At 75.0% G+C, this 24195-nt stretch carries 20 protein-coding genes and 1 pseudogene; 11 read left to right on the top strand and 10 right to left on the bottom strand.

What is annotated here, in order from left to right:
- Nucleotides 1-64 precede the first annotated feature (64 nt).
- Both B086_RS0114485 and B086_RS0114480 read left to right on the top strand, forming a co-directional pair.
- Nucleotides 65-700 carry a TetR family transcriptional regulator gene (locus B086_RS0114485; protein WP_018567136.1) on the top strand — a complete coding sequence of 212 codons (636 nt, stop codon included), beginning with the start codon at nucleotides 65-67 and terminating at the stop codon, nucleotides 698-700.
- 187 nt (nucleotides 701-887) lie between these two features.
- Nucleotides 888-1592: a pyridoxine/pyridoxamine 5'-phosphate oxidase gene (locus B086_RS0114480; RefSeq protein ID WP_018567135.1), complete on the top strand. Its 705-nt coding sequence runs from the start codon at nucleotides 888-890 to the stop codon at nucleotides 1590-1592.
- 72 nt (nucleotides 1593-1664) lie between these two features.
- Here B086_RS0114480 and B086_RS0114475 read toward each other — a convergent pair whose 3' ends face one another.
- Together B086_RS0114475 and B086_RS0114470 are read right to left on the bottom strand one after the other, a co-directional pair.
- Nucleotides 1665-2549, bottom strand: a complete 885-nt coding sequence (locus B086_RS0114475) for a GNAT family N-acetyltransferase (protein ID WP_018567134.1) — start codon at nucleotides 2547-2549, stop codon at nucleotides 1665-1667.
- Between the two features lie 67 nt (nucleotides 2550-2616).
- Nucleotides 2617-3219, bottom strand: a complete 603-nt coding sequence (locus tag B086_RS0114470) for a GNAT family N-acetyltransferase (protein WP_018567133.1) — start codon at nucleotides 3217-3219, stop codon at nucleotides 2617-2619.
- Nucleotides 3220-3386: 167 nt separating this feature from the next.
- Between B086_RS0114470 and B086_RS0114465 the strand changes: the two genes are divergently transcribed.
- Nucleotides 3387-4601 (top strand): flavin-containing monooxygenase, encoded by a 1215-nt coding sequence (locus B086_RS0114465; protein ID WP_018567132.1) that lies wholly within the window; start codon nucleotides 3387-3389, stop codon nucleotides 4599-4601.
- Between the two features lie 34 nt (nucleotides 4602-4635).
- On the opposite strand, the gene B086_RS0114460 is transcribed toward B086_RS0114465, so the two are convergent.
- Nucleotides 4636-5961 carry an MFS transporter gene (locus tag B086_RS0114460; RefSeq protein ID WP_026252423.1) on the bottom strand — a complete coding sequence of 442 codons (1326 nt, stop codon included), beginning with the start codon at nucleotides 5959-5961 and terminating at the stop codon, nucleotides 4636-4638.
- A 71-nt stretch (nucleotides 5962-6032) separates the two neighbouring features.
- On the opposite strand from B086_RS0114460, the gene B086_RS0114455 reads away from it, so the two are divergent.
- Both B086_RS0114455 and B086_RS0114450 read left to right on the top strand, forming a co-directional pair.
- Nucleotides 6033-7139 carry a GlxA family transcriptional regulator gene (locus B086_RS0114455; RefSeq protein WP_018567130.1) on the top strand — a complete coding sequence of 369 codons (1107 nt, stop codon included), beginning with the start codon at nucleotides 6033-6035 and terminating at the stop codon, nucleotides 7137-7139.
- Nucleotides 7140-7247: 108 nt separating this feature from the next.
- Complete coding sequence (locus B086_RS0114450; RefSeq protein ID WP_018567129.1) at nucleotides 7248-8138, top strand: serine hydrolase; 891 nt, start codon at nucleotides 7248-7250, stop codon at nucleotides 8136-8138.
- Nucleotides 8139-8554: 416 nt separating this feature from the next.
- Here B086_RS0114450 and B086_RS39995 read toward each other — a convergent pair whose 3' ends face one another.
- The 3 genes from B086_RS39995 to B086_RS0114430 form a co-directional block, all read right to left on the bottom strand.
- Complete coding sequence (locus B086_RS39995) at nucleotides 8555-9121, bottom strand: ATP-binding protein (protein WP_018567128.1); 567 nt, start codon at nucleotides 9119-9121, stop codon at nucleotides 8555-8557.
- 1073 nt (nucleotides 9122-10194) lie between these two features.
- The gene (locus B086_RS0114435; protein WP_018567126.1) at nucleotides 10195-10707 is read right to left on the bottom strand and encodes an EF-hand domain-containing protein; all 513 of its coding nucleotides are present in this window, start codon (nucleotides 10705-10707) and stop codon (nucleotides 10195-10197) included.
- A 218-nt stretch (nucleotides 10708-10925) separates the two neighbouring features.
- Nucleotides 10926-11294 carry an STAS domain-containing protein gene (locus tag B086_RS0114430; protein ID WP_018567125.1) on the bottom strand — a complete coding sequence of 123 codons (369 nt, stop codon included), beginning with the start codon at nucleotides 11292-11294 and terminating at the stop codon, nucleotides 10926-10928.
- A 219-nt stretch (nucleotides 11295-11513) separates the two neighbouring features.
- Here B086_RS0114430 and B086_RS46090 point away from each other — a divergent pair.
- Together B086_RS46090 and B086_RS42825 are read left to right on the top strand one after the other, a co-directional pair.
- A pseudogene (locus B086_RS46090) lies at nucleotides 11514-11966 on the top strand (sigma factor); the annotation flags it as partial.
- Between the two features lie 186 nt (nucleotides 11967-12152).
- Nucleotides 12153-13511: a zf-HC2 domain-containing protein gene (locus B086_RS42825; RefSeq protein ID WP_420712550.1), complete on the top strand. Its 1359-nt coding sequence runs from the start codon at nucleotides 12153-12155 to the stop codon at nucleotides 13509-13511.
- Between the two features lie 88 nt (nucleotides 13512-13599).
- Here the strand turns inward: B086_RS42825 and purU are convergent, their stop codons facing one another.
- Together purU and B086_RS0114415 are read right to left on the bottom strand one after the other, a co-directional pair.
- On the bottom strand, nucleotides 13600-14499 hold the full coding sequence (gene purU, locus B086_RS0114420) for a formyltetrahydrofolate deformylase (protein ID WP_018567124.1): 900 nt from the start codon (nucleotides 14497-14499) through the stop codon (nucleotides 13600-13602).
- An 84-nt stretch (nucleotides 14500-14583) separates the two neighbouring features.
- Complete coding sequence (locus B086_RS0114415) at nucleotides 14584-15084, bottom strand: SCO4402 family protein (protein WP_026252421.1); 501 nt, start codon at nucleotides 15082-15084, stop codon at nucleotides 14584-14586.
- A 117-nt stretch (nucleotides 15085-15201) separates the two neighbouring features.
- Here B086_RS0114415 and B086_RS0114410 point away from each other — a divergent pair, with 117 nt between their 5' ends.
- Nucleotides 15202-16515 (top strand): ABC transporter substrate-binding protein, encoded by a 1314-nt coding sequence (locus B086_RS0114410; protein WP_018567122.1) that lies wholly within the window; start codon nucleotides 15202-15204, stop codon nucleotides 16513-16515.
- Between the two features lie 57 nt (nucleotides 16516-16572).
- Here the strand turns inward: B086_RS0114410 and B086_RS0114405 are convergent, their stop codons facing one another.
- Together B086_RS0114405 and B086_RS0114400 are read right to left on the bottom strand one after the other, a co-directional pair.
- Nucleotides 16573-18342, bottom strand: a complete 1770-nt coding sequence (locus B086_RS0114405; RefSeq protein ID WP_018567121.1) for a hypothetical protein — start codon at nucleotides 18340-18342, stop codon at nucleotides 16573-16575.
- A gap of 190 nt (nucleotides 18343-18532) precedes the next feature.
- Nucleotides 18533-19918, bottom strand: coding sequence for a hypothetical protein (locus B086_RS0114400; RefSeq protein ID WP_018567120.1), 1386 nt, complete (start codon nucleotides 19916-19918; stop codon nucleotides 18533-18535).
- Nucleotides 19919-20377: 459 nt separating this feature from the next.
- Between B086_RS0114400 and B086_RS0114395 the strand changes: the two genes are divergently transcribed.
- The 3 genes from B086_RS0114395 (at nucleotide 20378) to B086_RS0114385 (ending at nucleotide 23621) form a co-directional block, all read left to right on the top strand.
- Nucleotides 20378-21043: a bifunctional DNA primase/polymerase gene (locus B086_RS0114395; RefSeq protein WP_018567119.1), complete on the top strand. Its 666-nt coding sequence runs from the start codon at nucleotides 20378-20380 to the stop codon at nucleotides 21041-21043.
- A 152-nt stretch (nucleotides 21044-21195) separates the two neighbouring features.
- Nucleotides 21196-21972 (top strand): ABC transporter ATP-binding protein, encoded by a 777-nt coding sequence (locus B086_RS0114390; RefSeq protein WP_018567118.1) that lies wholly within the window; start codon nucleotides 21196-21198, stop codon nucleotides 21970-21972.
- A complete protein-coding gene (locus B086_RS0114385; RefSeq protein WP_018567117.1) occupies nucleotides 21969-23621 on the top strand; it encodes a hypothetical protein in 1653 nt (550 codons plus the stop codon). Before B086_RS0114390 ends, B086_RS0114385 begins: the two co-directional genes overlap by 4 nt.
- Nucleotides 23622-24195 lie beyond the last annotated feature (574 nt).

Raw genomic sequence — 24195 nt, 5'->3', positions numbered from 1 at the left:
CATTTGCAGTCGGCCGAATCGCGCTCCCATCACCCCTCGGTAAGCTGACGACATGACAGGACAAGTGCGTACCGTCGACGGCCGCGTGGCCGGCCGGCGTGGGCAGGCGACCCGGCAGAAGCTGCTCGACTGCCTCAGCGAGATGCTCAGCTCCTCCCCCTACCGGGACGTCAAGGTCATCGATGTCGCCCGGAAGGCGGGCACTTCGCCCGCCACCTTCTACCAGTACTTCCCGGACGTCGAGGGTGCCGTCCTGGAGATCGCCGAGCAAATGGCCGCCGAGGGCGCCGATTTGGCCGGGCTGCTCGAAGGCAGGTCCTGGGCCGGCAAGGCGGGCTGGCAGACGGCCCAGGAACTCGTCGACGGCTTCCTGGACTTCTGGCGCCGCAACGACGCGATCCTGCGCGTGATCGACCTCGGGGCGGCCGAGGGGGACAAGCGCTTCTACAAACTCCGTATGAAGATCCTCAACGCGGTGAACGGCTCCCTCGCGGATTCGGTTGCCGAACTCCAGTCCAAGGGCAAGGTCGACAAGGACGTGAACCCGGCCGCCGTCGCCGGTTCGCTGGTGACGATGCTCGCCGCCGTCGCCTCGCACCAGAAGGGCTTCACCTCCTGGGGCGTGAAGCAGGCCGAACTGAAGCCGAACCTGGCGCTGTTGGTGTACCTGGGCGTCACCGGCAGGAAGCCGACGAGATAGCGGGCCCTCCGGCCGGGCGCTCTCACGGCACCTCCAGGCCACAAGTCCTGTCAGGCAGGCGGCGGTTCACCCGGGTGGACCGCCGCCTGCCGTGTTGCGGGGCGCCGCGCAGGGTGCGGTCCGGTCCCCGGGCGGGTCCGGGCGCAGGGTGAACGCCAGGGTGCGGGGGGCGGGCGATACTCGGGGCATGGACACGGATCTCGACGCCCTGCTGAGGTCGCTGCGCGTGTGGGACCCGGAGGTCACCCGGCTGCCCGCGTTCGATCCGGGCGAGGCGCCCGCCGACCCCCTGGACCTGTTCACCGCGTGGTTCGCGCAGGCGGTGGCGGCCGGTGAGCCAGAGCCGCACACCATGTCCCTGGCGACGGCCGACGCCGGGGGTGACCCGGACGTACGCGTGGTGATGCTGCACGGCGCCGACGCGCGGGGCTGGGCCTTCGCCACCCACGCGGGCAGCCGCAAGGGCCGCCAGCTGGCCGCCCGCCCGCATGCGGCGCTCCTCTTCTACTGGCCCGTGCTGGGCCGCCAGGTCCGGGTGCGCGGCCCGGTCACCGCCGCGCCCCGTGCAGAGGCCCGGACGGATCTGCACGCCCGCTCGACGGGGGCGCTGGCCGCCGCCCTCACCGGGGCGCAGAGCGAAGTCCTCGGCTCCCTCGGCGAACTGGACCGGGCCTCGGCCGCGGCCTGGCAGCGCGCCGAGGCCGCACCGGACACGGACGCCCCCTCCTGGACGCTCTACCGGCTGCGCCCCGACGAGGTCGAGTTCTTCCAGGGCGACGCCCGGCGCCGCCATGTCCGCCTGCGCTACCGGGCGCGGGCGGCACAGGGGGGACGGGAGGAACGGGAGGGACGGGAGGAGAGGGGCTGGGTGCGGGAGCTGCTGTGGCCGTGAGGCCGCCGCCCGGTCCCCGGCGCTCGCACCGCTCCCGCCACCGCCCGGCGCCTTCCGGTCGTCGTCCGGGCGTCATCCGGTGAAGGTGTGCACCGCGAAGTCCGAGACCGGGCGGTAGCCGATGCGCTGGTACAGGCCGTTGCTGGTCGGGTTGGCGAGGTCGGCGAAGAGCAGCACCTCGCGGACGCCGTCCGTCCGCGCGGCGGCCCGGCTGACCTCCGCGGTGACGGCGCCCGCGTAGCCGCGGCCCCGCAGGTGCGCGGGGGTGTAGACGGCGTTGACCCGGATCTGACCGGCGACCGGCGGCGCACTTCCGGCCATGGCGACGGGCGTCCCGTCCGGGGCCTCCCAGAACAGCACGTCACCGCGCTCGGCACGGTCGGCGGCCCAGTCCGCCGGATCGCGGACGGCCGCCTCGCCGACGGCGGCGGAGAACTCCACGTACCAGCGGGCCAGCAGCTCCCGGTCCGCCGCGCCCGCGGTGCGCGCCCGGCCCGGCGGCGCGGGGCGCGGCGCGGTCAGCTCGCCCAGCCGGTACAGCCGCAGCCGCCGCCGGACGGCGGTACGGGCGCCGGTGTGCCGCCGCCAGGCGGCGGCGAAGGCGGCGGCCGTGGCGTCGTCGGCGTTCACTCCGGTGAGGCCGCCGCTCCCGTCGTGCTCCCGCCCGGCCAGCCGCGCCGCCAGCGCGTCGGCCTGCCGCCCGGTCAGCGCGGTGGGCACCAGCGGATGCGGCGGCGTACGCAGGAACGCCGCCCGCACGCCGTGCCCGTCCGCTCCCGCCAGCACCCCGAACTCGGGGTCGCTCGCGCCGTACACCCGGGCCCCGCGGGTGCGCAGCGTCTCCGCCACGGTCAGGTGCACGGTATGCCGCGCGGGGCGCGAGCGCAGGAAGTCCCCGGCGCGGGCGAGGAATTCGCCGGGGTCACGGGTGAAGTACCAGTCGTCGTGGGTCGTCATGCCTCATGCTCCGCCGCCGCGCCCGGAGCCGCCTCCGATTTTCTCCGCGCGTCAATGAGACGGCGGATCAGGGCAGTTCGGGTTCCGGGTCGATGGCGAGGCGGGCGTGCAGGTGGCAGTCGCGGAAGGCGTCGCGGCGGCCCGCCTGCCACATGGCGCCGCGCGCGGTCCCCTCGTAGAGGTAGCCGCAGCGCTCGGCGACCCGGCAGGACGCCTCGTGCCCGACGGCGTGGTCCAGTTCCAGGCGGTGCAGGCCGAACTCGTCGAAGGCCCAGCGTCCCGCCAGGCGCAGCGCGAGGGTCGCGACGCCGCGGCCCCGGGCCTCGGGCAGCACCCAGTAGCCGACCCGTCCGGAGCGCATCGGGCGGCTGAGGACGCCGATCCCGACGTGCCCCAGGGTGGCGCCGGTCGCCTCGTCCGTGACGCAGAAGGGCATGCCCATGCCGCCCTTGGCGGTGTCCAGATGGGAGGCGAGCGACTCCCGCGCGTCGGCCGGTTCCTGTTCCCTCACCAGCGGGGTGTTCCAGCGCAGGAACTCCGGGTCCGTCCGCCCGCGCAGCCACGCCGCCAGATCGGCCTCGGACTCCAGGTCCCACAGCCGCAGCCGCAGGCCGTGGCCGCGCAGCACGGGAGCGGGGTCGACGAGGGGCTTGTCAGATATCTCGGCCATCCGGCCATTGTGTCCGAATCCACCGGGTCCGACACCTGAGTTGCCGCGGGGCACGGCGCCCGGCCCGGCACGCGGCCGCACCTGATCGAGTCGTACGTGATCAATCCGCAACCAATTCCGGTCTTGACCGAGACCCATCAACCGGGTGCGTGATTACGCTCGCGCTCATGGCCGACTCCCCGTCCACCGCCGCCGCCCCCGCTCCGCCGCCGGTGCCCGCACCCGGGCAGACCGACCGGCCCGTCTATGTCATCGGGGCCGGTCCGGGCGGCCTGGCCGCCGCGTACGCGCTGCGCGCGCGGGGCGTGCGCGCCGTCGTGCTGGAGCGGTCCGACCGGGTCGGCGCCTCCTGGCGGGGGCACTACGACCGGCTGCGCCTGCACACCACCCGACGGCTCTCGGCGCTGCCCGGACTGCCGATACCGCGCCGGTTCGGCCGCTGGGTGGCGCGCGACGACGTGGTGCGGTACCTGGAGAAGTACGCCGAGCACCACGAGCTGGAGATCGTGACCGGGGTCGAGGTCTCCCGGGTGGAGCGCACCGCCGACGGCACCGGCTGGCTGCTGCGCGCCACCGGCGGCCGGGAGCTGACCGGCACCGCCGTGGTCGTCGCCACCGGCTACAACCACACGCCCCGCCTGCCCGACTGGCCCGGCCGCGCCACGTACACCGGCGAGCTGCTGCATGCCTCGGCCTACCGCTCGCCCGGCCCGTACGCCGGCCGGGACGTGCTCGTCGTGGGCATCGGCAACACCGGCGCCGAGATCGCCGTCGACCTGGTGGAGGGCGGCGCCGCGCGGGTGCGGCTGGCCGTGCGCACCGCCCCGCACCTGCTGCGCCGCTCGACCGCCGGGTGGCCCGCGCAGTACACCGGAGTGCTGTGCCGACGGCTGCCCGTCGCGCTCGTCGACCGGCTCGCCGGACCGCTCGGCCGCCTGAGCGTCCCCGACCTGTCCGCGCACGGCCTGCCCCGCCCGGACACCGGCCTGTACACCCGGGTCGGGCAGGGGGCGATCCCGGTCCAGGACGTCGGTCTGATCGAGGCCGTGCGCACCGGCCGGGTCGAGATCACGGCCGCCGTCGACGGCTTCGAGGACGGCGAGGTCGTCCTCGCCGACGGCGAGCGGATCCGGCCGGACGCGGTCATCGCGGCCACCGGCTACGCCCGCGGCCTGGAGCCCCTGGTCGGGCACCTCGGCGTGCTGGACGAGCGCGGCCGTCCGGTGGTGACCGGCGCGCGCACCCCGGCCGGTGCGCCCGGCCTGTACTTCACCGGCTTCACCAACCCCATCAGCGGCATGCTCCGCGAACTGGCCCTGGACGCCCGGAAGATCGCCCGCGCGGCGGCCCGTTCCCAGGCCCGTTCCCGCGCCCGCTCCTGAGCGGGCGCCGGGGCGGGCGCCGGAGCGGTACGTCTCAGGCGAGCGCCCCCGCGAGCGCGGCCGGCCGGCGCCGGATCACCAGGGCCATCAGCGCCGCCGCCGCGCACAGCGCCCCGGAGGCGTACCAGACGACGTCGTAGGAGCCGAAGACGTCGCGGGCCACTCCGCCGAGGTAGGCGACGAGTGCCGCGCCGACCTGGTGCGAGGCGAGCACCCAGCCGAAGACGATCGCGCTGTCCTCGCCGTAGTGCTCCCGGCACAGGGCGAGCGTGGGCGGCACGGTGGCGACCCAGTCCAGGCCGTAGAAGACGATGAAGAAGACCATGGGCGGGTGCACGCCCGGCGCGAGCAGCATCGGCAGGAAGAGCAGGGAGACGCCGCGCAGGGCGTAGTAGACCGCGAGCAGCCGGCGCGGCTCGAAGCGGTCGGTGAACCAGCCGGAGGCGATGGTCCCGGCCACGTCGAACACCCCGATGACCGCGAGCAGCGAGGCCGCCGTGGTGACGGGCATGCCGTGGTCGTGGGCGGCGGGCACGAAGTGGGTCTGGATCAGGCCGTTGGTGGAGGCGCCGCAGATTGCGAAGGTGCCGGCCAGCAGCCAGAACGGGCCGGTGCGCACCGCCGAGAACAGCACGGCGAGCGTGCGCCGGGCGGCCCCCGGCACGGGCGGCGGCTTGGGCACGAACTCGGCCGCGCCGTAGGGCCGTACGCCCAGGTCGGCCGGGTGGTCGCGGAGCAGCAACCAGACGAAGGGGACGACGGCGAGGGCCGCGAGGCCGACCGTGACGGCGGCCGGGCGCCAGCCGTGCGACTGGACCGTCCAGGACAGGATGGGCAGGAAGATCAGCTGGCCGGACGCGGAGGCCGCGGTGAGGATGCCGCTGACCAGGCCGCGCCGCTCGGTGAACCAGCGGTTGGTGACGGTCGCGGCGAAGGCCAGCGCCATCGAGCCGGACCCGAGGCCCACCAGCAGGCCCCAGCACAGCCACAGCTGCCAGGGCGCGGTCATCCACACGGTCAGGACCGAGCCGACGGCGATCACGACCAGCGCGAAGGCGACCACCCGGCGGATGCCGAAGCGGTCCATCAGCGCGGCGGCGAACGGCGCGGTGAGCCCGTACAGCGCCAGGTTGAGCGAGACGGCGACGCCGATCGTGCCGCGCGACCAGCCGAACTCGTCGTGCAGCGGGTCGAAGAGCAGTCCGGGCAGGGACCGGAACGCCGCCGCTCCGATGATGGTGCCGAAGGTGACGGCGGCGACGAACCACGCGCGGTGCACGCGGGCCCGGCGGCGGGGCGGCTGCGGTTCCTCGGTACCGGCCCCGGAGGTGCCGGATGCGGGGTGCGTTGTCTGGGTCACGTCACCCAGCTTCGGGCGTGCGCGTCCGCGCAACGAGTGGCCCGAAGGACAGCATTCATTAGAATCGGGCCATGGACTCCGTCATGGACAGGGACAGGAACAGGGACGGCTCGGAAGAACCGGCGGACCCGGAGGACCCGGAGGACCCGGAGGAGCCGGGAGGCCGGGCAGGGCTCCCGCGCGCGTACCGCCCGCACCGCGTCGTCGTGCTCGCGCTGGACGGGCTGCTCCCCTTCGAGCTGGGCATCCCGCACCGGATCTTCGGCCGCCCCTCGGACGCCGCGGGCCGCCCGCTGTACGAGGTGGTCACCTGCTCGGTCCGGCCCCCGGGCCCGGTGCGGACGGACGCCGACTTCTCGATCGTCGTCGAACACGGCCCGGAGGCCCTGGCCGGCGCCGACACCGTGGTCGTCCCGGCCTCGTACGAGCTGGGGCCGCTGTACGAGGAGGGCAGGCTGACCGGGGAGCTGGCCGCCGCGCTGGCCCGGATCCGGCCCGGTACCCGGCTCGCCTCCATCTGCACGGGTGTGTACGTGCTGGCCGCCGCCGGCTATCTGGACGGCCGCCCCGCGACCACCCACTGGGCCGACGCCGAGCGCTTCCAGCGGCTCTTCCCGCGCATCGACGTCGACGCGGACGTGCTGTTCATCGACGACGGCGACGTGCTGACCTCGGCGGGGGTGGCGGCCGGGATCGACCTGTGCCTGCACATGGTGCGCCGCGACCACGGCACCGCGGTCGCCAACGACGTGGCCCGGCGCACCGTCGTACCGCCGCACCGCGACGGCGGGCAGGCGCAGTACATCCACCGGCCGGTGCCGGACGCACCGGCGGCGGGCACGACCACCGCCCGCGCCTGGGCGCTGGGGCGGCTGCACGAGCCGATCCAGTTGCGCGACATGGCCGAGCAGGAGGCCATGTCGGTACGGACCTTCACCCGCCGCTTCCGCGAGGAGACCGGGGTCAGCCCGGGGCAGTGGCTCACCCGGCAGCGGGTCGAACGGGCCCGGCATCTGCTGGAGTCCACGGACCTCTCGGTGGACCAGGTGGCCCAGGAGTCGGGGTTCGGCACGGCCCAGTCGATGCGGCAGCACCTCCAGGCGGCCCTCGGCGTGACCCCGACCGCCTACCGGCGCACCTTCCGGACCGCGGCCGGGGCGACCGCCGCCTCCGCCTGATCCCGCGCCCCGCCGACCCCATGACCCTTCTCACAATTCAGGCGAAACGGGGACGAGGGTGACGGGCGTCACCGCCCGCCGCCGGGTGTTCTGTTTATGTTTCGCCCCATGCCGAACTCTTCGCGCTCCCGGCAGCGCCGCCCGAAGACCGGAGCCCTGCTCGCCCTGGCCGCGGTACTGCTGCCCGCGGGCGCGCTGAGCGCCGCCGTACCGGCCCAGGCCGCCCAGACCCAGGCCCAGACCCAGCCGCAGTCGCAGGAGCCGCGGGCGGGCGCGCCCCGGGTGACGGCGGCGGTGCTCCCGCTGGACGGTTCGCGGCAGCGGCCCGCCGTGTACGGCGACGACACCGCGTACGACACGGCCAGCATCATCAAGGTCGACATCCTCGCGGCGGCGCTGCTGCGGGCGCAGGACGCCGGACGGACCCTCACCGCGCAGGAACGCGCCTACGCGGAGCCCATGATCCGGCAGAGCGACAACGCCTCCGCGAACGCCCTGTGGCGGCAGATCGGCGAGGCGCCGGGGCTCGACGCGGCGAACCGGCGGCTGGGCCTGACCGAGACCCGGGGCGGTTCCGGCCCCCGCTGGGGTCTGACCCGGACGACGGCGAGCGATCAGATACGGCTGCTGCGCGCGGTGTTCGCCCCGGAGAGCGGCGGCACGACGAGCGACGGCACAGCAGGCAGCCGTACAACAGGCAGCGGTGCGCTGAACGCGGCCTCCCGCGCCTACATCCGCACCCTGATGAACGGGATCGCCGACGACCAGGACTGGGGTGTCTCGGCGGCCGGGTCGCCCGCGGGGGCGGCGCTGAAGAACGGGTGGCTCCAGCGCAGCACCTCCGGCCTCTGGGACGTGAACAGCGTCGGGCGGATCACCGTGGACGGGCGCCCCTGCCTGGTGGCGGTGCTGTCCGACGGCAACGCCTCGATGAGCGAGGGCGTTTCGCTGGTGGAGCGCACCGCGCGGGCCGCCGTGTCGTCGACCGCCGCGCACTGAGGAAGCCGCCGGAACGGAACCGTCCGTCCGCCTGTCTGTCTGTCTGTCCGTCCACAGGCTGTGGACGGCCCCGCCCCGGGGACCTCGACGTCCGGACGGCGGTACGCCCATGCCCGCCCCGAGCACGGCACCGCGCACCGCCGTCCGGCTCCGGCGCACCGGTCCCACCCCCCTCACCCCTGAAGGGACCGGTCGACGCCGACCTCACGACTCACATGCGTCGAGGGCTCCGACCCCCGGGCTCCCTCGACGTCCCCTCACGGCGAATCGCTGCCACAAGCGTGATCAAACGGACACGGACCGTCAATGGCTGCTCGGAGATTCGCCCGTTATGCCGGTATCACAACGGGCGCGCACAGAAGCACCCCCGGCGCACGCCACCCCGCCCGCACCGTTCACGGGTCCCTCCGGGCCGCCTACACCGCCTGGTACCTCAACGCCCCGTGCACCACACCCTCGTGGTCCGCGCCGTTCGGCCGGGCGGCCGCCCGGTAGGCCGGGGCCTGCCAGGCGGCCGCGTCGAGTCCGGTGCCGTCGCACAGGGGGGCCTGGCCGCCGCAGCCCGCGGGCCGCGCCGTGACGGACGCCACCGGCGGCGGACAGCGGTCCAGTTCGCACCAGATGCGCTTGCCGGCGCCCTCCGCGCTCCAGCCCCAGCGGTCGGCCAGACCGTCGACCAGGGCGAGACCGCGGCCGCCCGTGGCCTCGTCGCCCGCGCAGCGCGGCACGGGCGCGCACGCGCTGGCGTCGGCCACCTCCAGGCGCACGGTCGCCGCCCCGGCCGCCGTGCCGGGCAGGGAGAGGCGCAGCACGGCCGGACAGCCGGTGTGCACCACCGCGTTGGTGACCAGCTCGGAGACGAGCAGGACCAGCGTCTCGGCGAGCGGCTCGTCGGCCGCTATCCCCGACCCGGCGAGACGCGACCGGGCCCACCTGCGGGCTCGCCCCACTTCCGCGGGGTCGGGCCGGATCTCCAGCTGCACTTGAAGCACCTGCACCGCTCACACCATCCGAACCGGCGGACCCGCGACCCCGCACCGTGCGGGGTCCGCGAGCACAGCCATTCTCTGCATGGCCAGAACAACGGCCAGAGCAAGGGTCACGGACTGTGACTCCCTTGCCAGACAGCATGGTTGACGTACCGTCACCGCAACAAGCGCTTCGGGCATATTCCCGCGCGAAGGAGTACCCGTGCGGCATACTGTGCGACGCCCGTCACCGGGAATCGAACCCATGGGCGACACAGGCCGCCCGACCTCGTGAACAGCGGCGCGCACCGCCGGATCCGGGGCCGCCGCACGGGCAACACCGGGACGCCCGGCCCTCGGAACCACTCGCATCTCACACAAGGTACCCGAGCCGGACGGTGACTCCGGGACGTGACGAGTCCGGCCGACGGCACCATCCGGCCGCGACTCTCCGTGATCATCATGTGCCGCGTCCCGGAAGAGGCGGCTGCCGAACAGCCCCTCACCGCGGTCCGGCGGTCCGTACGCCGTGCCGTGACGGCCGGTCCGCTCCGGCCGGTCATCGATCACTCTCCGTGACATCACCACGGCGGCGGATCCCTCGCGCCACCGGCCCGCCGAGGCGGGCACGCGCGTGGACTGCCTGGTGAGGCGGGTGCGCTCGGGCGCCCGGAGGCGGTCGCGGGCGGCGCGCGGGCGCGGGCTCACGGCCGCGCCCGCGACCCGCGCGGGGACCCGCCGGACCGGCGGCGGCGCACCGCCGGGCGGGCCGTGTCCCGCCGGGCGTACGTCCCCGGCGCACCGCGCCGCCGGGGCGTGCCGTGCCGTCGTACGGGCCCCGGCCGGGCCCCGGCAGGTCATCCGAACTGCTCGCGCGTCCGGGCGTGTTGCGCCCGGCCCTCGCACACGCGCACACCACCGCCCGGCTGTTCGGGACAACGGGCGGGACAGCGGGGCGGACGGCGGGACGGACGGCGGGACGGGCAGTGGTGAGGAGGGCGGCGGAAGGACCGGTGCCCCAGGGGACCCAAGGGGCCCGAGGGGCGGCGCGGGCAGCGGCACAGCCGGACGGCACAGCACGGCGGCGCCTACTCGGGAACGGTGAAGTAGCGGGCGAAGGCCGGCACGATCTCGTCCTCGCCCACCCGGCCGTCCGCGTCCGCGTCGAGCGCGGCGGCGGTCGCCCGTGCGATCTCCTCGGGCACTCCCAGCACCCTGAGCACCCGTACCGTGTCCGCGACCGTCGCGGCGCCGTCGCCGTCACTGTCCGCGACGGCCAGGGCCGCGTGCAGGAAGGGCCGGGCGATCTCGGCGAACCGTTCGGGAGTGTCGCGCAGCCGTTTGACGGCGCCGGTCACGAACTCCTCCCGGGTGATGCGCTGGTCGCCGTCGCGGTCGGCGATCCCGGCCATGCCCTGCCAGAAGGCCTCCGCCCCGGCGTACAGGGCCTGGCCCTTGTCGGAGCGCGCGGGGGTGCGGAACTCGGCGAGCAGCGCCCTGGCCGCCACGCCGAAGTCCTCACGGGCGATGTAGCCGTTGCCGTCCTGGTCGAAGGTGGCGAACCGGGCCGCGATCCTGCGCTCGTACTCGCTGCTGACCATGTCTTCTCTGGCCGCCTCACATGTGGGGGTCTGCGTTGGCTGGGAGCGTACGACGCGGGTGGCCCCCAGGGGCCGGAACGCCGTGGCTGTGCCAGGACCGGGTGAATCCCGGACACGACCGGAGCACGGAGGGCACGAACAGCGCGGAGGGAGCGCAGGGAGCGCGTGGAGCGTGCGGGACGGGTCGTGGGAAGCGCGGGAGGCCGGAGGGGGCTCGCTCAGGCGGACAGGGGTTCGTCGTCGACGGCCGCCGCCAGGTCGGGGTAGACGTCGAAGAGGCGGCGCACGCCGAGGGCGCCGAGCACGCGGTTGACGTGGGACCCGTCGACGGCGCCCCCGGCGGGCAGGATCAGCCGCAGACGGCCCTGGCAGGAGCGGATCAGACGGCGGGCGGCGATGAGCACGCCGACCCCGCTGGAGTCGCAGAAGAAGACCTCCGAGAGGTCCAGCACCAGGTCGTGCCGCCCCTCGGCCACCACGTCATGGACGCGCTGGCGCAGCAACGGCGAGGTCACCAGGTCCAGTTCGCCCGCGACCCGCAGGACGCTCCATCCGCCCTGCCCGTCGCCGGTCACGTTCAACGCCACGGCCTGCCCTCCGCTCGCCGGATCTTCCCCGGAACCGCCCGGAACCGCCCGGAAACGGAAGCAGTTCCTACGCTTCATTCCGCGCGGCTGCCCAGCGGCCGTTCCCCCAAACGCCGCACAGCAAACGACCATGGTGCCCCAGAGGACTTGTTTCAGTCACATTCGGGATCTTTTCCATCAGACCCGATCGCAGATGATCTGGAAGAGAGGGGGTAGCCGATGCTTCGTACGCTCCCCTACCACCTGGGGCTCTCCAGGGGGCGCACAACGGCACAAAGGGGCGTGCGCGGGCGAATGTGCCGACTACGTTCGAGGAGACCAGGCAGACACGCTGGACCGGTCGCCTCCCCGGGGCAGCGCCCCGGGACGGCCGGGCGCGAAGGGGGCCGCATGGCGAAGAAGGACGCACCGCCCCGCTGGGACCGCGAGATGCGGCGGCGGCTGACCCGCGGCGAGGCGGCGGCGCTCGGCGAGCTGTACGACCGGTTCGCCCCGCTCGTGCACGGGCTCGCGCACCGCGTACTCGGCGTACTCGGCGACGAACAGGCGGCCGACACCGTCACCCGCGAAGTCTTCCTGCACGTCTGGCAGCACCCCGGCGCCTACGAACCGGCCGAGGGCCCGCTGCGCTCCTGGCTGGCCGCGCTGGCGCACCGGCTCGCCGCGGAACGGCTGCGCACCACCGGCGCCGCCGCCCCCGCCGCCGTCGCCGCCCGCGCCGACCACATCGTCCAGTCCCTGCCCGCCCCGCTGCGCGCCGCCCTCGACCTGGCCTACTTCCAGCGCCGCGACTACCACCGGACCGCCGCGGACCTCGGTGTCTCCGCGGACGAGGCCCGGCGGCGCCTGCGCCTCGGGCTGCATCTGCTGGCCACCGCCCACGACGCCGGCGGCGGCCGCGCGTCCGGGAGCGGCGGACCGCCGCCCGTCCCGGCGCCGGAGGCGGCCCGGACGAAGGATCCGACCGGGCCGGAGCACCACGTCCTGAAGTCGCTGCTCGGCGCCTGGGCCCTGGCCGCCTGCACGCCGCGGGAGACGACGGCCGTCGAGGAGCACCTGGGCGGCTGCGGCGACTGCGCGGACGAGGCGCTGCGGCTGCGCGGGGCGGTCGGCCTGCTGCACCGGCCCGACAGCCTGGACCTCGACCCGGGTCTGCGGGCCCGGGTCCTGGACGCCTGTCTGGAGCGGCGGCCCCCGAGCGTCCCGGTGCCCGGCTGGGCGGCGCCCTACGACGCGGAGACGGCCCGCCTGGACGCGCTGCTCCAGGACTTCGGGAACGCCGAGTGGCACGCGCCGGTGCGGCTGCGGTGGTTCGAGGACGGGAAGGCGGTGAGCCGGCGGAGCACGGTCGCCGGGGTCGTCGCACATCTGACGAGCGCCGACGGACTGGTGGCGGTGGCGCTCGGCCTCGACGACCCGCTCGGCGGCCTGGACGACCCGCTCGGCGGCCGGTCCGCGCGCGGACCGGATCCGGCCGCGCGCACCGAGGCGTACGGGCGGTCGCGGCCCTCCCCGCCGACCCGCGCGGTCCGCGGGCCCTGGCGCGAGCAGACCCACGCGCTCGTCCGGACCGCGTCCCTCACCGGTACGGACGGCCCGGAGGGGAGCCCCGTGAGCGGTGCGGGCGGGCTGGGCGGTGCGGCTGGTGCGGGTGGTGTGCCGGGCGGCCGGTCCGGTGGTCCGCCCCGTGATCCGCCCGGTGATCCGTACGCGGTTCCGTGCACGGTTCCCTACGGTGACTTCACCCTGCCGCTGCGGGACGCGATGGTCGACCGGGCGTTCGAGTGCTGGGTGCACGCGGAGGACATCGCGCAGGCCGTGGACTACCCCTACGACCCGCCCGCCCCGCGCCATCTGCACGAGATGATCGACCTGGCCGCCCGGATGCTGCCGGGCGCGCTGGCCACCCGGCGCCGGGCCGGGCTCGCCGCGCCCGCGCGGACCGGGCGGCACCTGATGGCGGTGGGCGCCCCCGCGCGCAGCGTCCGGCTGGAGATCGAGGGCCTGGGCGGCGGCGAGTGGCTGGTCCCGCTGGACGCGCCGGGCGCGGTGGGCTCGGCGGAGCACCAGGTGGCCCATGTGGCCCTGGACGGAGTGGAGTTCTGCCGACTGGCGGCCGGGCACGTCGCCCCGCGCGAGGCGGCTGCCGGACAGGACGGAGATCCGGACGCGGTCAGCGACGTCCTGTGCGCGGCGGCCGCGCTGAGCCGGATGTGAGACACCGGGCCGAGCCGTGCGGGGGCTCCCGCACGGCGCCCGCGCGGCGCACCCGTCCCGCGCGAAGTCCTCCGCGGACACCGGAGTCCTACGCGAACACCACCGTGCGCCGGCCGTTGAGCAGGATGCGGTGCTCGGCGTGCCACTTCACCGCGCGCGCCAGCGCCTGGCACTCCACGTCGCGGCCGATGGCGACGAGCTGGTCGGGGGTGACGCCGTGGCCGACCCGCTCGACCTCCTGCTCGATGATCGGGCCCTCGTCGAGGTCGGCGGTGACGTAGTGCGCGGTCGCGCCGATCAGCTTCACGCCCCGGGCGTGCGCCTGGTGGTACGGCTTGGCGCCCTTGAAACTCGGCAGGAAGGAGTGGTGGATGTTGATGATCCGGCCGCTGAGCTGCTTGCACAGGTCGTCGGAGAGGACCTGCATGTAGCGGGCGAGGACGACCAGCTCCACGTCCTCCTCGCGGACCAGTTCGAGCAGCCGCGCCTCGGCCTCGGCCTTGGTGTCCCGGGTCACCGGGATGTGATGGAACGGAATGTTGTACGAGCCCACCAGCTCGGCGAAGTCCGTATGGTTGGACACCACTGCCGCGATCTCCACCGGCAGCGCGCCGATCCGGGCGCGGAACAGCAGGTCGTTCAGGCAGTGCCCGAACCTGCTGACCATCAGGACGATCCGCATCCTGTCCTCGGCCCGGTGGAGCTGCCAGTCCATGCCGAAGGAGTCGCCGACCGCCGCGAAGCTGGCCCGCAGCTTGTCCACGGTCACCGGCGGCTCGGCGGAGAAGTGGACCCGCATGAAGAACAGTCCCGTGTCCTGGTCGCCGAACTGCTGGCTGTCCACGATGTTGCAGCCGGTCATGAAGAGATAGCTCGACACGGCGTGCACGATGCCCTGCTTGTCCGGACAGGAGAGCGTCAGGACGTACTGGTCGGCCTGGCCGGACTCGGCCGGGGCCGTCGCGGAACGGGGGGACTGCTCAGTCATGCCGAACAGGGTCCCACACGGTCCGCCCGGCGCGGGCCGCCGTCCCGCGTGCCGGGACGGCACCACCGCCCCGGCCCGGCCCGGCTACGCGGCGCGCGTCATGACGCGCAGGGTCTCCAGGCTGCGTGGCGGCGCGGCCGGGTCGTCGCCGTCACTGGCCGCGAGGCGCAGATGCGCGTCGTGCGCCGCCCGCACCGCCTCCGGCCAGCCGTGGTGGTCGAGATAGGCGGACACCGGGGCGTCCGGCCCCACCTGGTGCATGATCCGCAGCACCCGCAGCACGGCCGTGTCGACGAGGGCCGCCTCCTGCGAGTCGCGGAAGATCGTGCCGACGTACTTCTCGGCGGACCAGCTGTCCAGCCAGGTGTCCTCGACCAGGCGGTAGACGGCGTCGGTGACGTCGCCGTAGCCTTCGACGCCCGCGAGCCAGACGTCCCGCTGGAACACCGGGTCGGAGAGCATGTGCAGCGCGGAACGCACATTGCAGCGCCAGCGCCACCACGGCATGTCGTTGAGTGGCATGCCGCCCATGGTGGAGGAGCGACGGCCACGACGGGAAGAGTTCTCCGAACCTTGCACGGTCATCGATCGTACGTTCTCCTTCCCGGTGTCCCCACCGGCCCCCGCAATTCACCTGTGCGTCACCCATTGTCGACCATGGATCACTCCGGGGTTAGGGATGTGCCGGAATCGTGCGGAAGCATGACCGGCAGGCGAGACAGGCACACCGCACTCCGCACCGCCGCCGCGCGGCCCGCCGGACGGAGGAAGACCCTCCGGACCGCGGGCGCGCTGGCGGCGGCCGTCTCGCTGTCCGCCGGCTGCGGTGTCGTCCCCGGCACCACGGGGAGCTCGGGGAACGACACCGTCACCGTGATGACCTGGGCCCCGGACAGCACCCCGGCGACCAACAAGCCCGGCATGCCCGCCATGGCGCGCGCCTACGCCCGCTGGGTCAACGACGCCGGCGGCATCGCCGGGCACAAGCTCAAGGTCCTCACCTGCAACGACAGCAACGACAGCGTGGCCGCGGCCAAGTGCGCCCGGCTCGCCGTCAAGGAGGACGTGGCCGCCGTCGTCGGCTCGTACAGCCAGTACAGCGACTCCTTCTTCCCGCCGCTGGAGAGCGCCGGCATCCCCTATATCGGCGGCTACGGCCTCACCACCGCCGAGTTCACCCGCGCCCTGTCCTACCCGGTCAACGGCGGCCAGCCCGCGCTGCTGGTCGGCCTCGGCCGGGAACTGGCCAAGGACTGCGGTCCGGTCGCCCTGGTGCGGCCCGACAGCATCGCGGGCGACGAGCTGCCCGGACTGCTCGACACCGGTCTGAAGGCCGGCGGCCACCGCGCCGCCCACGACCAGCCGGCCGCCGAGGACGCCACCGAGTACGCGGGCGAGGCCGCCAGGGCGCTGGCGCAGGCGACCTCCCAGCCGGGGAAGAAGGGCTGTGTGATCCCGGCCCTGGGCGAGCGCACCAGCATCTTCATGGACTCCTTCCGCCGGGCCCGCGCCGGTCAACCGGCGGTGCGCACCGCTGCCGTGCTCGGCAACGTGGACCAGACCGTCATCGACGCGAGCGGGGGCCGGGCGGGCCCGTACGAGGGGGCGTCCGTCACCGGCTGGTACCCGGTGGCGGACGATCCGCGCTGGAACGCCATGAAGAAGGTGATCGACGAGCAGGCGTTCGGCGACAACCGCGTCGACCCGGCGGACGCCGGGGTGCAGACGACATGGATCGCCTACACGGTGCTCCGGGCCGTCCTGGAGAAGATCGGCTCCGGGCCGGTGAACCCCGGCACCGTGCGGCGCGCCCTCGACTCCGGTCTGGCCGTCGACACGGGCGGGCTGACCCCGCGGCTGCGCTGGCCCCTGTCCGGCCCCTTCGCCCCGGCCGGCTTCGCCCGCCTGGCCAACGCCGAGGTGACCCTCCAGGCGGTGCGCGCGGGGCGGCTGGTGGCGGCCACGAAGGGCTTCGTCGACGTCACCGGGCCGCTCCGGGAGACGGACACGGACTGACCCGCCCGCGCCCCTCAGCAGGGAACAGGGCTCGGGGCACGGGCAACGGGCAAGGGGTCAGAGCTGGGTCGGCTGGCGCTCGGTGAGGCCGTACTTCCGGGCGATGGCGTTCCACAGCTTGGCCGCCTTGGCCTTCTGGATGCTGGCGACACCACTCTGGTGGTTGGCGGCCTGCGCATGGCTGGTGTTGCGGGCGTGGCCCTTGTCGCAGCCCTTCTTGCCGCGCGTCTGGTCGGCCCAGGCCGCGTAGTGCTGGTCGGCCGACTGGGACGCCTTCCAGGCGCTGGTGAGCGCGCCGGTCAGCTCCGCGTGCTGGGGCAGCTTGTCCACGGGCAGCGCGCCGAGTCTGCTCACCAGCGCGGCGCGCTGCTTGGCGGCGCTGCGCAGATCGGCGGCCGCCTCGCCGAGGTCGTCGCACTTCTTGACGTCGTCCACGGCCTTGATCACGGAGGCGCGGCTGCCGCCGCTGTCGGCGAGCAGCTTGTCCAGCGCGGCCGCCTGCTCGCGGGCGGGGTCGGGAGCGGCCGGGGCCGAGGAGCCACCGCCGGTGGCCGGGGCCGCCGAGGAGACGTTCGCGGCCTTGTCGGTCTTGTCGTCGCTGCCGCCGCCCCCGCTGAGCAGCGCACCGGCGCCCACCCCGAGGACGACGATGCCGGCGCCGACCGCCGCGATCAGCGGCATCCGCGAGCGGGGCCGCCGCCCGCCGCCGTCCTGGCCGTCCGGGCCGCCCGGTCCGCCCGCGTACGGCGGACCGGCCGGAGCGCCCGGCCCCGGCTGGAAGGTCTGCGCGGGCGGCTGGCCCAGGTTGACGGGCGCCCCGCCGGGACGCAGGCCAGGACCGGACCGGCCGTCGCGCGGCTGGAGGTGCGGGAGCTGCTGCGTGCCCGGGGCGGTGCCGCCCGAACCGTCGCGGAACAGGTTGTCGAACTCGGCGGGCGTCTGCCGCCCGCCGCCCGCCCCGGGGCCCGCGCCGAACGGCGGCGCCGACGCCCCGCCCGGCCCGCCGGGCACCGGCGCGATGAACTGCGTGGCCTCGGCGTCCGGACCGGCACCGGGCACGGCGGGCGGCATGCCGCCCGACGGCACCGGCGGTATGTACTGCGTCGCGCCCTCGTCCACCGGCGCGGCGGGCACGGGCGGCAGGAACTGCGTGGCGCCCTCGTCCGCGGACCCGGCGGCGGCCGGCGGCAGGAACTGGGTGGCCCCCTCGTCGGCGGCCGGCGGCAGCGGGACACCCGCGGACGTGCCGTACGGGCCCGGACCGGCGGCCGGAGGCAGGGATGCCGCCTGGTGCTGGTGCGGGTGCGGATGCTGCGGGGGCGCCTGGTGCTGCTGCTGGTGCTGCTGGAATCCCTGGTGCTGCTGGGGGACCTGCCCCTGGGGGCCGTGGTCCTGCGGGTACCCCTGGTGCTGCTGGTACGACGGCTGCGGGGCGCCGCCGTGGATGCCGTGCCCGGGGGCCGGTGCGCCCTCCGGCGGGAGCGGGCCCGCTCCCGGGTGCCCGGCGGACCCGCCGTGGGCGTCCCACTGGCCCGACGGCGCCTGCGGATACGACGGCGCGACTCCCCACGTCTGGGTGGGCGGCGCCTGCCAGTCCTGCCCGGACTGCGGCCGCTGCTCCCCCTCCGGGCCCCAGGGCTGCCCCCAGGACTGTCCGCCGGCGGGCGGCTGGGCGGCCGGACCCGGTCCGTCCGCCCGCGCGGGCGGACGGCCGCCCGGTCCGCCGGTCGCGCCCGGCAGCAGGGGCTGCCCACCGTCGGAAGGCAGCACGATGCCTTCGCGCGCGGGCCGCGCCGAGGGCTCCTCGCCCTGTCCACTCTGCGTCACCGGGACTCCTACGAATGGGGGACTTGCGGAATCGTCGGCTCACGCTACCGGGTCCCCCGAGCCCGGTGCCACGCAGCACGGGGCCCGGCCGCCCTCCTCCCCCGGTGCGGTAACGGATCCGAGGCCGGGCGCGCTGTTCTACGGCGTCCTGCGGCGCCGCACCTCCCCCGCGCGCCCGGCACTCCCCCGCTCACGCCGCCATCTGCACCTCCAGCCGGGCCCCGAACTCCCGTACCACCGGCTCGTCCCGGTACGGGTCCAGGCGCTGCTGGAAGTCCTCCAGATACTCGGCGCCCCGGTTGGACCGCAGCCGCTCCAGCAGTTCCACCGCCTTCAGGCCGGTGGCGCAGGCCTGTTCGACCTCGCGCTGCTGCACCTGTGCCGTGGCGAGCAGCACATAGCCGATGGCCCGGCGCCTGGTCCGCGAGAGCGGATGCCCCGCCAGCGCCTGCTCGGCCTGGCGCGCCGCCGCCTCCGCCTGCCCCAGGTCCCGGTGGCAGTGCGCCAACTCGTCGGCGAGATACGCCTCGTCGAAGTGCGCGATCCAGGCCGGGTCGTCCCCGGTGTCCGGCGCGGCGCGCTCCAGCGCGCCCACCGCGCGCCCCGACGAGAGCTGGGCCGCGCGCGCGTCCCCCAGCAGGGCGTGCCCGCGCGCCTCGGCGGCGTGGAACATCGCCTCCGCGCGCGGGGTCACCCGGCCGCGCGCCCCCTCCTGCGCCGCCCGCGCCAACTGCGCGATCTCCCGCGGGTTTCCGAGCTGGGCGGCCAGATGGCTCATGGAGGCGGCCAGCACATAGCCGCCGTACCCGCGGTCCCCGGCCGCCTGGGCGAGCCGCAGCGCCTGGATGTAGTACCGCTGGGCGAGCCCCGGTTGACCGGTGTCCACGGCCATGTACCCGGCCAGCTCGGTCAACCGGGCCACGGCGCCGAAGAGATCGCGGCCCACCGCCTCCCGGTAGGACCCGGCGAGCAGCCCGGAGACGACGCTGTTGAGGTAGTGCACGACCACCGGGCGCACATGCCCGCTGCCGTGGGTGTGGTCCAGGTCGACCAGCGCCTGCGTCATGGCCCGTACCGCCGCCACGTCCGACTGCCCCACCCTCGGGCCGGCCGAGCGCGCCACCTGTCCGTCCGGCGCGGTGATCAGCCAGTCGCGGCTGGGCTCCACCAGCGCGGAGGCGGCGACGGAGGAGCCGGACAGGAAGTCCCGCCGGCCCACGTCGCTGCGCCACAGCTCGCAGACCTGCTCGATGGCCCCCAGGACGGTCGGCGAGAACTGGAGACCCACGCCCGAGGCGAGGTTCTTGCCGTTGGCCATGCCGATCTCGTCGATCGTGACCGTACGGCCGAGCTTGCGGCCCAGGGCCTCGGCGATGACCGCCGGGGCCCGGCCGCGCGGCTGCTGTCCGCGCAGCCAGCGCGCCACGGACGTCTTGTCGTAGCGCAGGTCGAGGCCGTGTTCGGCGCCGCACATGTTGACCCGGCGGGCCAAGCCGGCGTTGGAACAGCCCGCTTCCTGGATGAGCGCCTGCAACCGTTCGTTCGGCTGCCGCGCGACGAGAGGCCTGGCGGCCATGGCGTAAACCCCCTGCTTCCTGGCGGCTCGCGTGGCTGCGGTGCCCTGCCCAAGCACCGACTCTGACGTGTCTTGCACGACCGGATCCCGCCCGTCACGGCCGAGTTGTCCGGTCGTGAAGATCAATGCCCCACGGACATAACGAAAATGCGGGACATGCGAAGATTGCCGGAGTGCCGGAGCGGAAAAGCGAGGCGGACACCCCTGTGTCCCCTGGTACCGCCGCACCCCCGTCGCTCCCGATTCCCCCGTACGGACGCCCGTGAGCGCCCGTGGGCACCCCCGCCGCGAACTCCCCCACAACCACTACCCCACGCCCGCCGGTGCCCCTCCCGCGCGCCCCCGCACATGCACCCGTGCGCCCCAGGTACGGACCGGATGCTCCTCCCCCGCGCGCGGGCCGCCTCCCGAGCCTCCCGTGTGCCCGTAACTCCAGGTGGGCGCGGGAGTTGAGTGAGCGTGGAAAAGACGATCCCGGGCGCGGAAGCCGCACAGACCGCCGGTCAGATCCCCGAGCAGCGCGGAGACTCGCTGCCGGAGACCGCCGTTCGCTACACCGAGGAGCGCCACTGGGACGTGGTCCCCGGCACCTGGCTGGTGACCGCCGACGGGACCCCGCGCTGCTCCTGCGGCGACCCCGGCTGCACCGCGCCCGGCGCACACCCGGCGCACGAGGACTGGGCGGCCCGCACCACCGGCAGCGCCACCGTCGCGCGCCGGATGTGGCAGCAGCAGCCGGACGCGTCGATCCTGCTGCCCACCGGGCGCTCCTTCGACGCGCTCTGCGTCCCGGAGAGCGCCGGGTTCCTCGCCCTGGCCCGGCTGGAGCGGTGGGAGCTGACACCCGGGCCGGTGCTCCTCACTCCGGGCCGCCGGATGCAGTTCCTCGTCCTGCCCGGCGCCTGCGCCAAGCTGCCCGGCCTGGTGCGCAGGCTGGGCTGGTCGCCGGGGTCCCTGGACCTGGCCGCGCTGGGCGAGGGCGGCTGGGTCGCCGCGCCGCCCACCCGGTGCGGGTCGCGCGGCGCCGTGCAGTGGGCCTGCCGCCCCACCCCCGCGAACCGGTGGCTGCCGGACGCGGAGGAACTGGTGCCCGCGCTGGCGTACGCCTGCGGCCGGGACAAGTAGCCGGGGCAGGGAGGCGGGACAGGGAGACGGGACAAGTAGCCGGGGCAGGGAGGCGGGTCGAGGAGGCGGAGCGACGGCGAGGAGGCGGGACGGACGTCCGGGACCGCCCCGGCGGCTCCCCCGTAGGGTTCTTCCTGACGGAGGGAGCAGCAGTGACGACTACCAGCGCCGTACGGATCCAGGGGCTGTGGAAGCGGTTCGGACAGCAGGTCGCGGTGGCCGGGATCGATCTGGACCTGCCGGCCGGCCGGTTCATCGGCCTGGTCGGGCCGAACGGAGCCGGGAAGACCACCACCCTGTCCATGGTGACCGGCCTGCTCCGCCCCGACCAGGGCACCGTGGAGATCGTCGGCCACGACGTGTGGCGCGACCCGGTCGCCGTGAAGGCCCGGATCGGCGTCCTGCCCGAGGGACTGCGGCTCTTCGAACGCCTCTCGGGCCGCGAACTCCTCTCCTACTCCGGCCGGCTGCGCGGACTGCCCGGCGCCGAGGTGGAGCGGCGGGCCACCCAGCTGCTCGACGTGCTCGACCTGGCCGGCGCCCAGCACAAACTGGTCGTCGACTACTCGACCGGCATGCGCAAGAAGATCGGACTCGCCGCCGCACTGCTGCACAACCCCGAAGTGCTCTTCCTGGACGAGCCGTTCGAGGGCGTCGACCCGGTCTCCGCGCAGATTATCCGGGGCGTCCTGGAGCGGTACACCGCCTCCGGCGCCACCGTCGTCTTCTCCTCCCACGTCATGGAACTCGTCGAGTCCCTGTGCGACTGGGTGGCCGTGCTCGCCGCGGGCCGCATCCGCGCGCACGGCCCGCTCGCCGAGGTGCGCGGCGACGCGCCCACCCTCCAGCACGCCTTCCTCGAACTCGTCGGCGCGCAGGGCCGGGACGCCGGGTCCGACCTCGACTGGCTGGGCGGCGGCACCCGATGAGCACCGGCCCCCGGACGGACGCCGTCCCACCCACCGCCCCTGCCGTCCCCGCCACCCCGGCCGCCCCCGTCACCGCCGTACTCGTACGGCTGAAGCTGTCCCTGCTGCGCAACGGGCTGCGCCAGTCCGGCGGACGGCGCGCCGCGTACGTCGTCTCCGCCGTGGTCGCCCTGCTCTTCGGCGTCCTGCAACTGCTCGGCTTCGTGCTGCTGCGCGGCCATGAGCACGCCGCGTCCGTGGCCGTGCCCTGCGCCGCCGTGCTCGCCCTCGGCTGGGCGGTGATGCCGCTGTTCTTCCCCAGCGGCGACGAGACCCTGGACCCGACCCGTCTGGTGATGCTGCCGCTGCGCCCGCGACCGCTCGTCCGGGGCCTGCTGGCCGCCTCCCTGGTCGGCATCGGACCGCTGTTCACGGCGCTGCTGCTGACCGGCTGCGCGATCTCGGTGGCGCACGGCGCGGGGGCGTACGCCGTCGCGGTCGTCGGCGTCGTCCTCGCGCTGCTGGTGTGCGTGGCGCTGGCCCGCGCGGTGGCCGCCGCCAACACCCGCCTGCTGACCAGCCGCAAGGGCCGCGACCTGGCCGTGCTCAGCGGCCTCGTCGTCGCGGTCGGCGCCCAGCTCGTCAACTTCGGCGCGCAGCGCCTCGGCTCCTCGGGGCTCGGACGGCTCGACCCGGTCACCGACGTGCTGCGCTGGGTGCCGCCCGCCTCCGCCGTGGACGCGATCGACTCGGCGAGCGACGGTTCGTACGGCGTCGCCGCGGCCCAGCTCGCCCTGGCCGCCGCCGCGCTCGCCGTCCTGCTGCGCGCCTGGTCGCGCACCCTGACCCGGCTGATGACCTCCCCGGACGCCTCCACCGTCCAGGCCCCCGACGCCGCCGCCCGCAGGCGCACCGCGGCCCCGGGCCGGCGACGGCTGCTCCCGGCCGGCCGCACCGGCACCGTGATGGAACGCTCGCTGCGCTATGTGCTGCGCGACCCGAAGACCAAGGCGGCCTGGGTGACCTCGCTGGCCATCGGACTGATCGTGCCGGTGTTCAACGCGCTCCAGGGCACCGGCTCGGTCTACCTCGCCTGCTTCGCGGCCGGGATGCTCGGTGTGCAGATGTACAACCAGTTCGGCCAGGACACCTCCGCCTTCTGGATGGTCGCGCTCACCATCTCCTCGCCCCGCGACGCCTACCTGGAACTGCGCGGCCGGGCCCTCGCCCTGCTCGCCGTCACCCTGCCCTACGCCACCCTCGTCACGGTCCTGACGGCGGCGCTGGTCGGCGACTGGGCCCGGCTGCCCGAGGTGCTCGGGGTGTCCTTCGCCCTGCTCGGCGCGATGCTGGCGACCGGGGCCTGGGCGTCGGCCCGCTTCCCGTACTCCATCCCGCAGGAGGGCTACAAGAACGTGGCCCCGGGGCAGGCCGGGCTCGCCTGGATCGCCATCTTCGGCGGCATGCTTTCCGCGGCCCTGCTGTGCTCCCCGGTCATCGCCTTCGCCGTCTGGACCCACGTCAGCGCGACCGGCGACGGCCTCGGCTGGCTCCTCCTGCCCACCGGCGCCCTCTACGGCACCGCCGTCACCCTCCTCGGCCTGCGCCTGTCCGCCCCCCGCACGGCATCCCGCCTCCCGGAGATCCTCACAGCGGTGAGCAAGGGCTGACACCGGGCGCCGCCGGTCCCACGGCGGATCCGCCCGCCGCCTCCTCCCCCGGCGAGCTCAGGGGAGGAGGCGGCCGCCGCCCGACCCCACCAGCCTCCGGGACCGACGTCCCGGGGGGGGGCGTGACACCGACGGCCCCGCGCAAGCACGCCCCGGACCGCAGCCCCGCCGGTACAGGAGCCGCCGGACGGATACCGCGACCGGGAACGGCACCCGAGCGGCACCCGACCGGCACCCGCGCAAGCACCGCACCGGAGGCCGGACGCCGGACACAGCACCCCACGACCCGCGCTCCCGGCTCCGCTCAGGCGGCGCGTCGGCCGTCGCGATGTGGACGCGGAAGCCGCACGGGACGCGGCCGTCCGCCGACGCCAGGGACTGCGCCCCGGTGAGGAAGTCCGCCCGGAGGGCTGCCACGGCGGCCGGGGCGAGCGGTCCGACGTCGTAGATACCGGAGACGGCCGCCCAGACCCGCTCCGCCGGTCCGCTCAGATCGATCTCCACGGTCTCCCAGCGCGGCGGCTCGAACCCGGCCGGCGAGGATCGCGTAACTGGACCGCCCGTCCGGGGCCCG

The sequence above is a fragment of the Streptomyces sp. PsTaAH-124 genome (assembly GCF_000373685.1).
Taxonomy (GTDB): domain Bacteria; phylum Actinomycetota; class Actinomycetes; order Streptomycetales; family Streptomycetaceae; genus Streptomyces; species Streptomyces andamanensis.
Note: the sequence above shows the minus strand (reverse complement) of the source record. Positions and strands in the feature narration are given on the sequence as shown.

Excerpts from the sequence above, each read along its gene's own strand:
- B086_RS0114475 (WP_018567134.1), bottom strand. The coding sequence starts at position 2,549 with ATGACGACCCACGACGACTGGTACTTCACCCGTGACCCCGGCGAATTC.
- B086_RS0114465 (WP_018567132.1), top strand. The coding sequence starts at position 3,387 with ATGGCCGACTCCCCGTCCACCGCCGCCGCCCCCGCTCCGCCGCCGGTG.
- B086_RS0114470 (WP_018567133.1), bottom strand. The coding sequence starts at position 3,219 with ATGGCCGAGATATCTGACAAGCCCCTCGTCGACCCCGCTCCCGTGCTG.
- B086_RS0114435 (WP_018567126.1), bottom strand. The coding sequence starts at position 10,707 with ATGGTCAGCAGCGAGTACGAGCGCAGGATCGCGGCCCGGTTCGCCACC.
- B086_RS0114410 (WP_018567122.1), top strand. The coding sequence starts at position 15,202 with ATGACCGGCAGGCGAGACAGGCACACCGCACTCCGCACCGCCGCCGCG.
- B086_RS0114450 (WP_018567129.1), top strand. The coding sequence starts at position 7,248 with ATGCCGAACTCTTCGCGCTCCCGGCAGCGCCGCCCGAAGACCGGAGCC.
- B086_RS0114455 (WP_018567130.1), top strand. The coding sequence starts at position 6,033 with ATGGACTCCGTCATGGACAGGGACAGGAACAGGGACGGCTCGGAAGAA.
- B086_RS0114385 (WP_018567117.1), top strand. The coding sequence starts at position 21,969 with ATGAGCACCGGCCCCCGGACGGACGCCGTCCCACCCACCGCCCCTGCC.
- purU (WP_018567124.1), bottom strand. The coding sequence starts at position 14,499 with ATGACTGAGCAGTCCCCCCGTTCCGCGACGGCCCCGGCCGAGTCCGGC.
- B086_RS0114480 (WP_018567135.1), top strand. The coding sequence starts at position 888 with ATGGACACGGATCTCGACGCCCTGCTGAGGTCGCTGCGCGTGTGGGAC.
- B086_RS0114400 (WP_018567120.1), bottom strand. The coding sequence starts at position 19,918 with ATGGCCGCCAGGCCTCTCGTCGCGCGGCAGCCGAACGAACGGTTGCAG.
- B086_RS0114415 (WP_026252421.1), bottom strand. The coding sequence starts at position 15,084 with ATGACCGTGCAAGGTTCGGAGAACTCTTCCCGTCGTGGCCGTCGCTCC.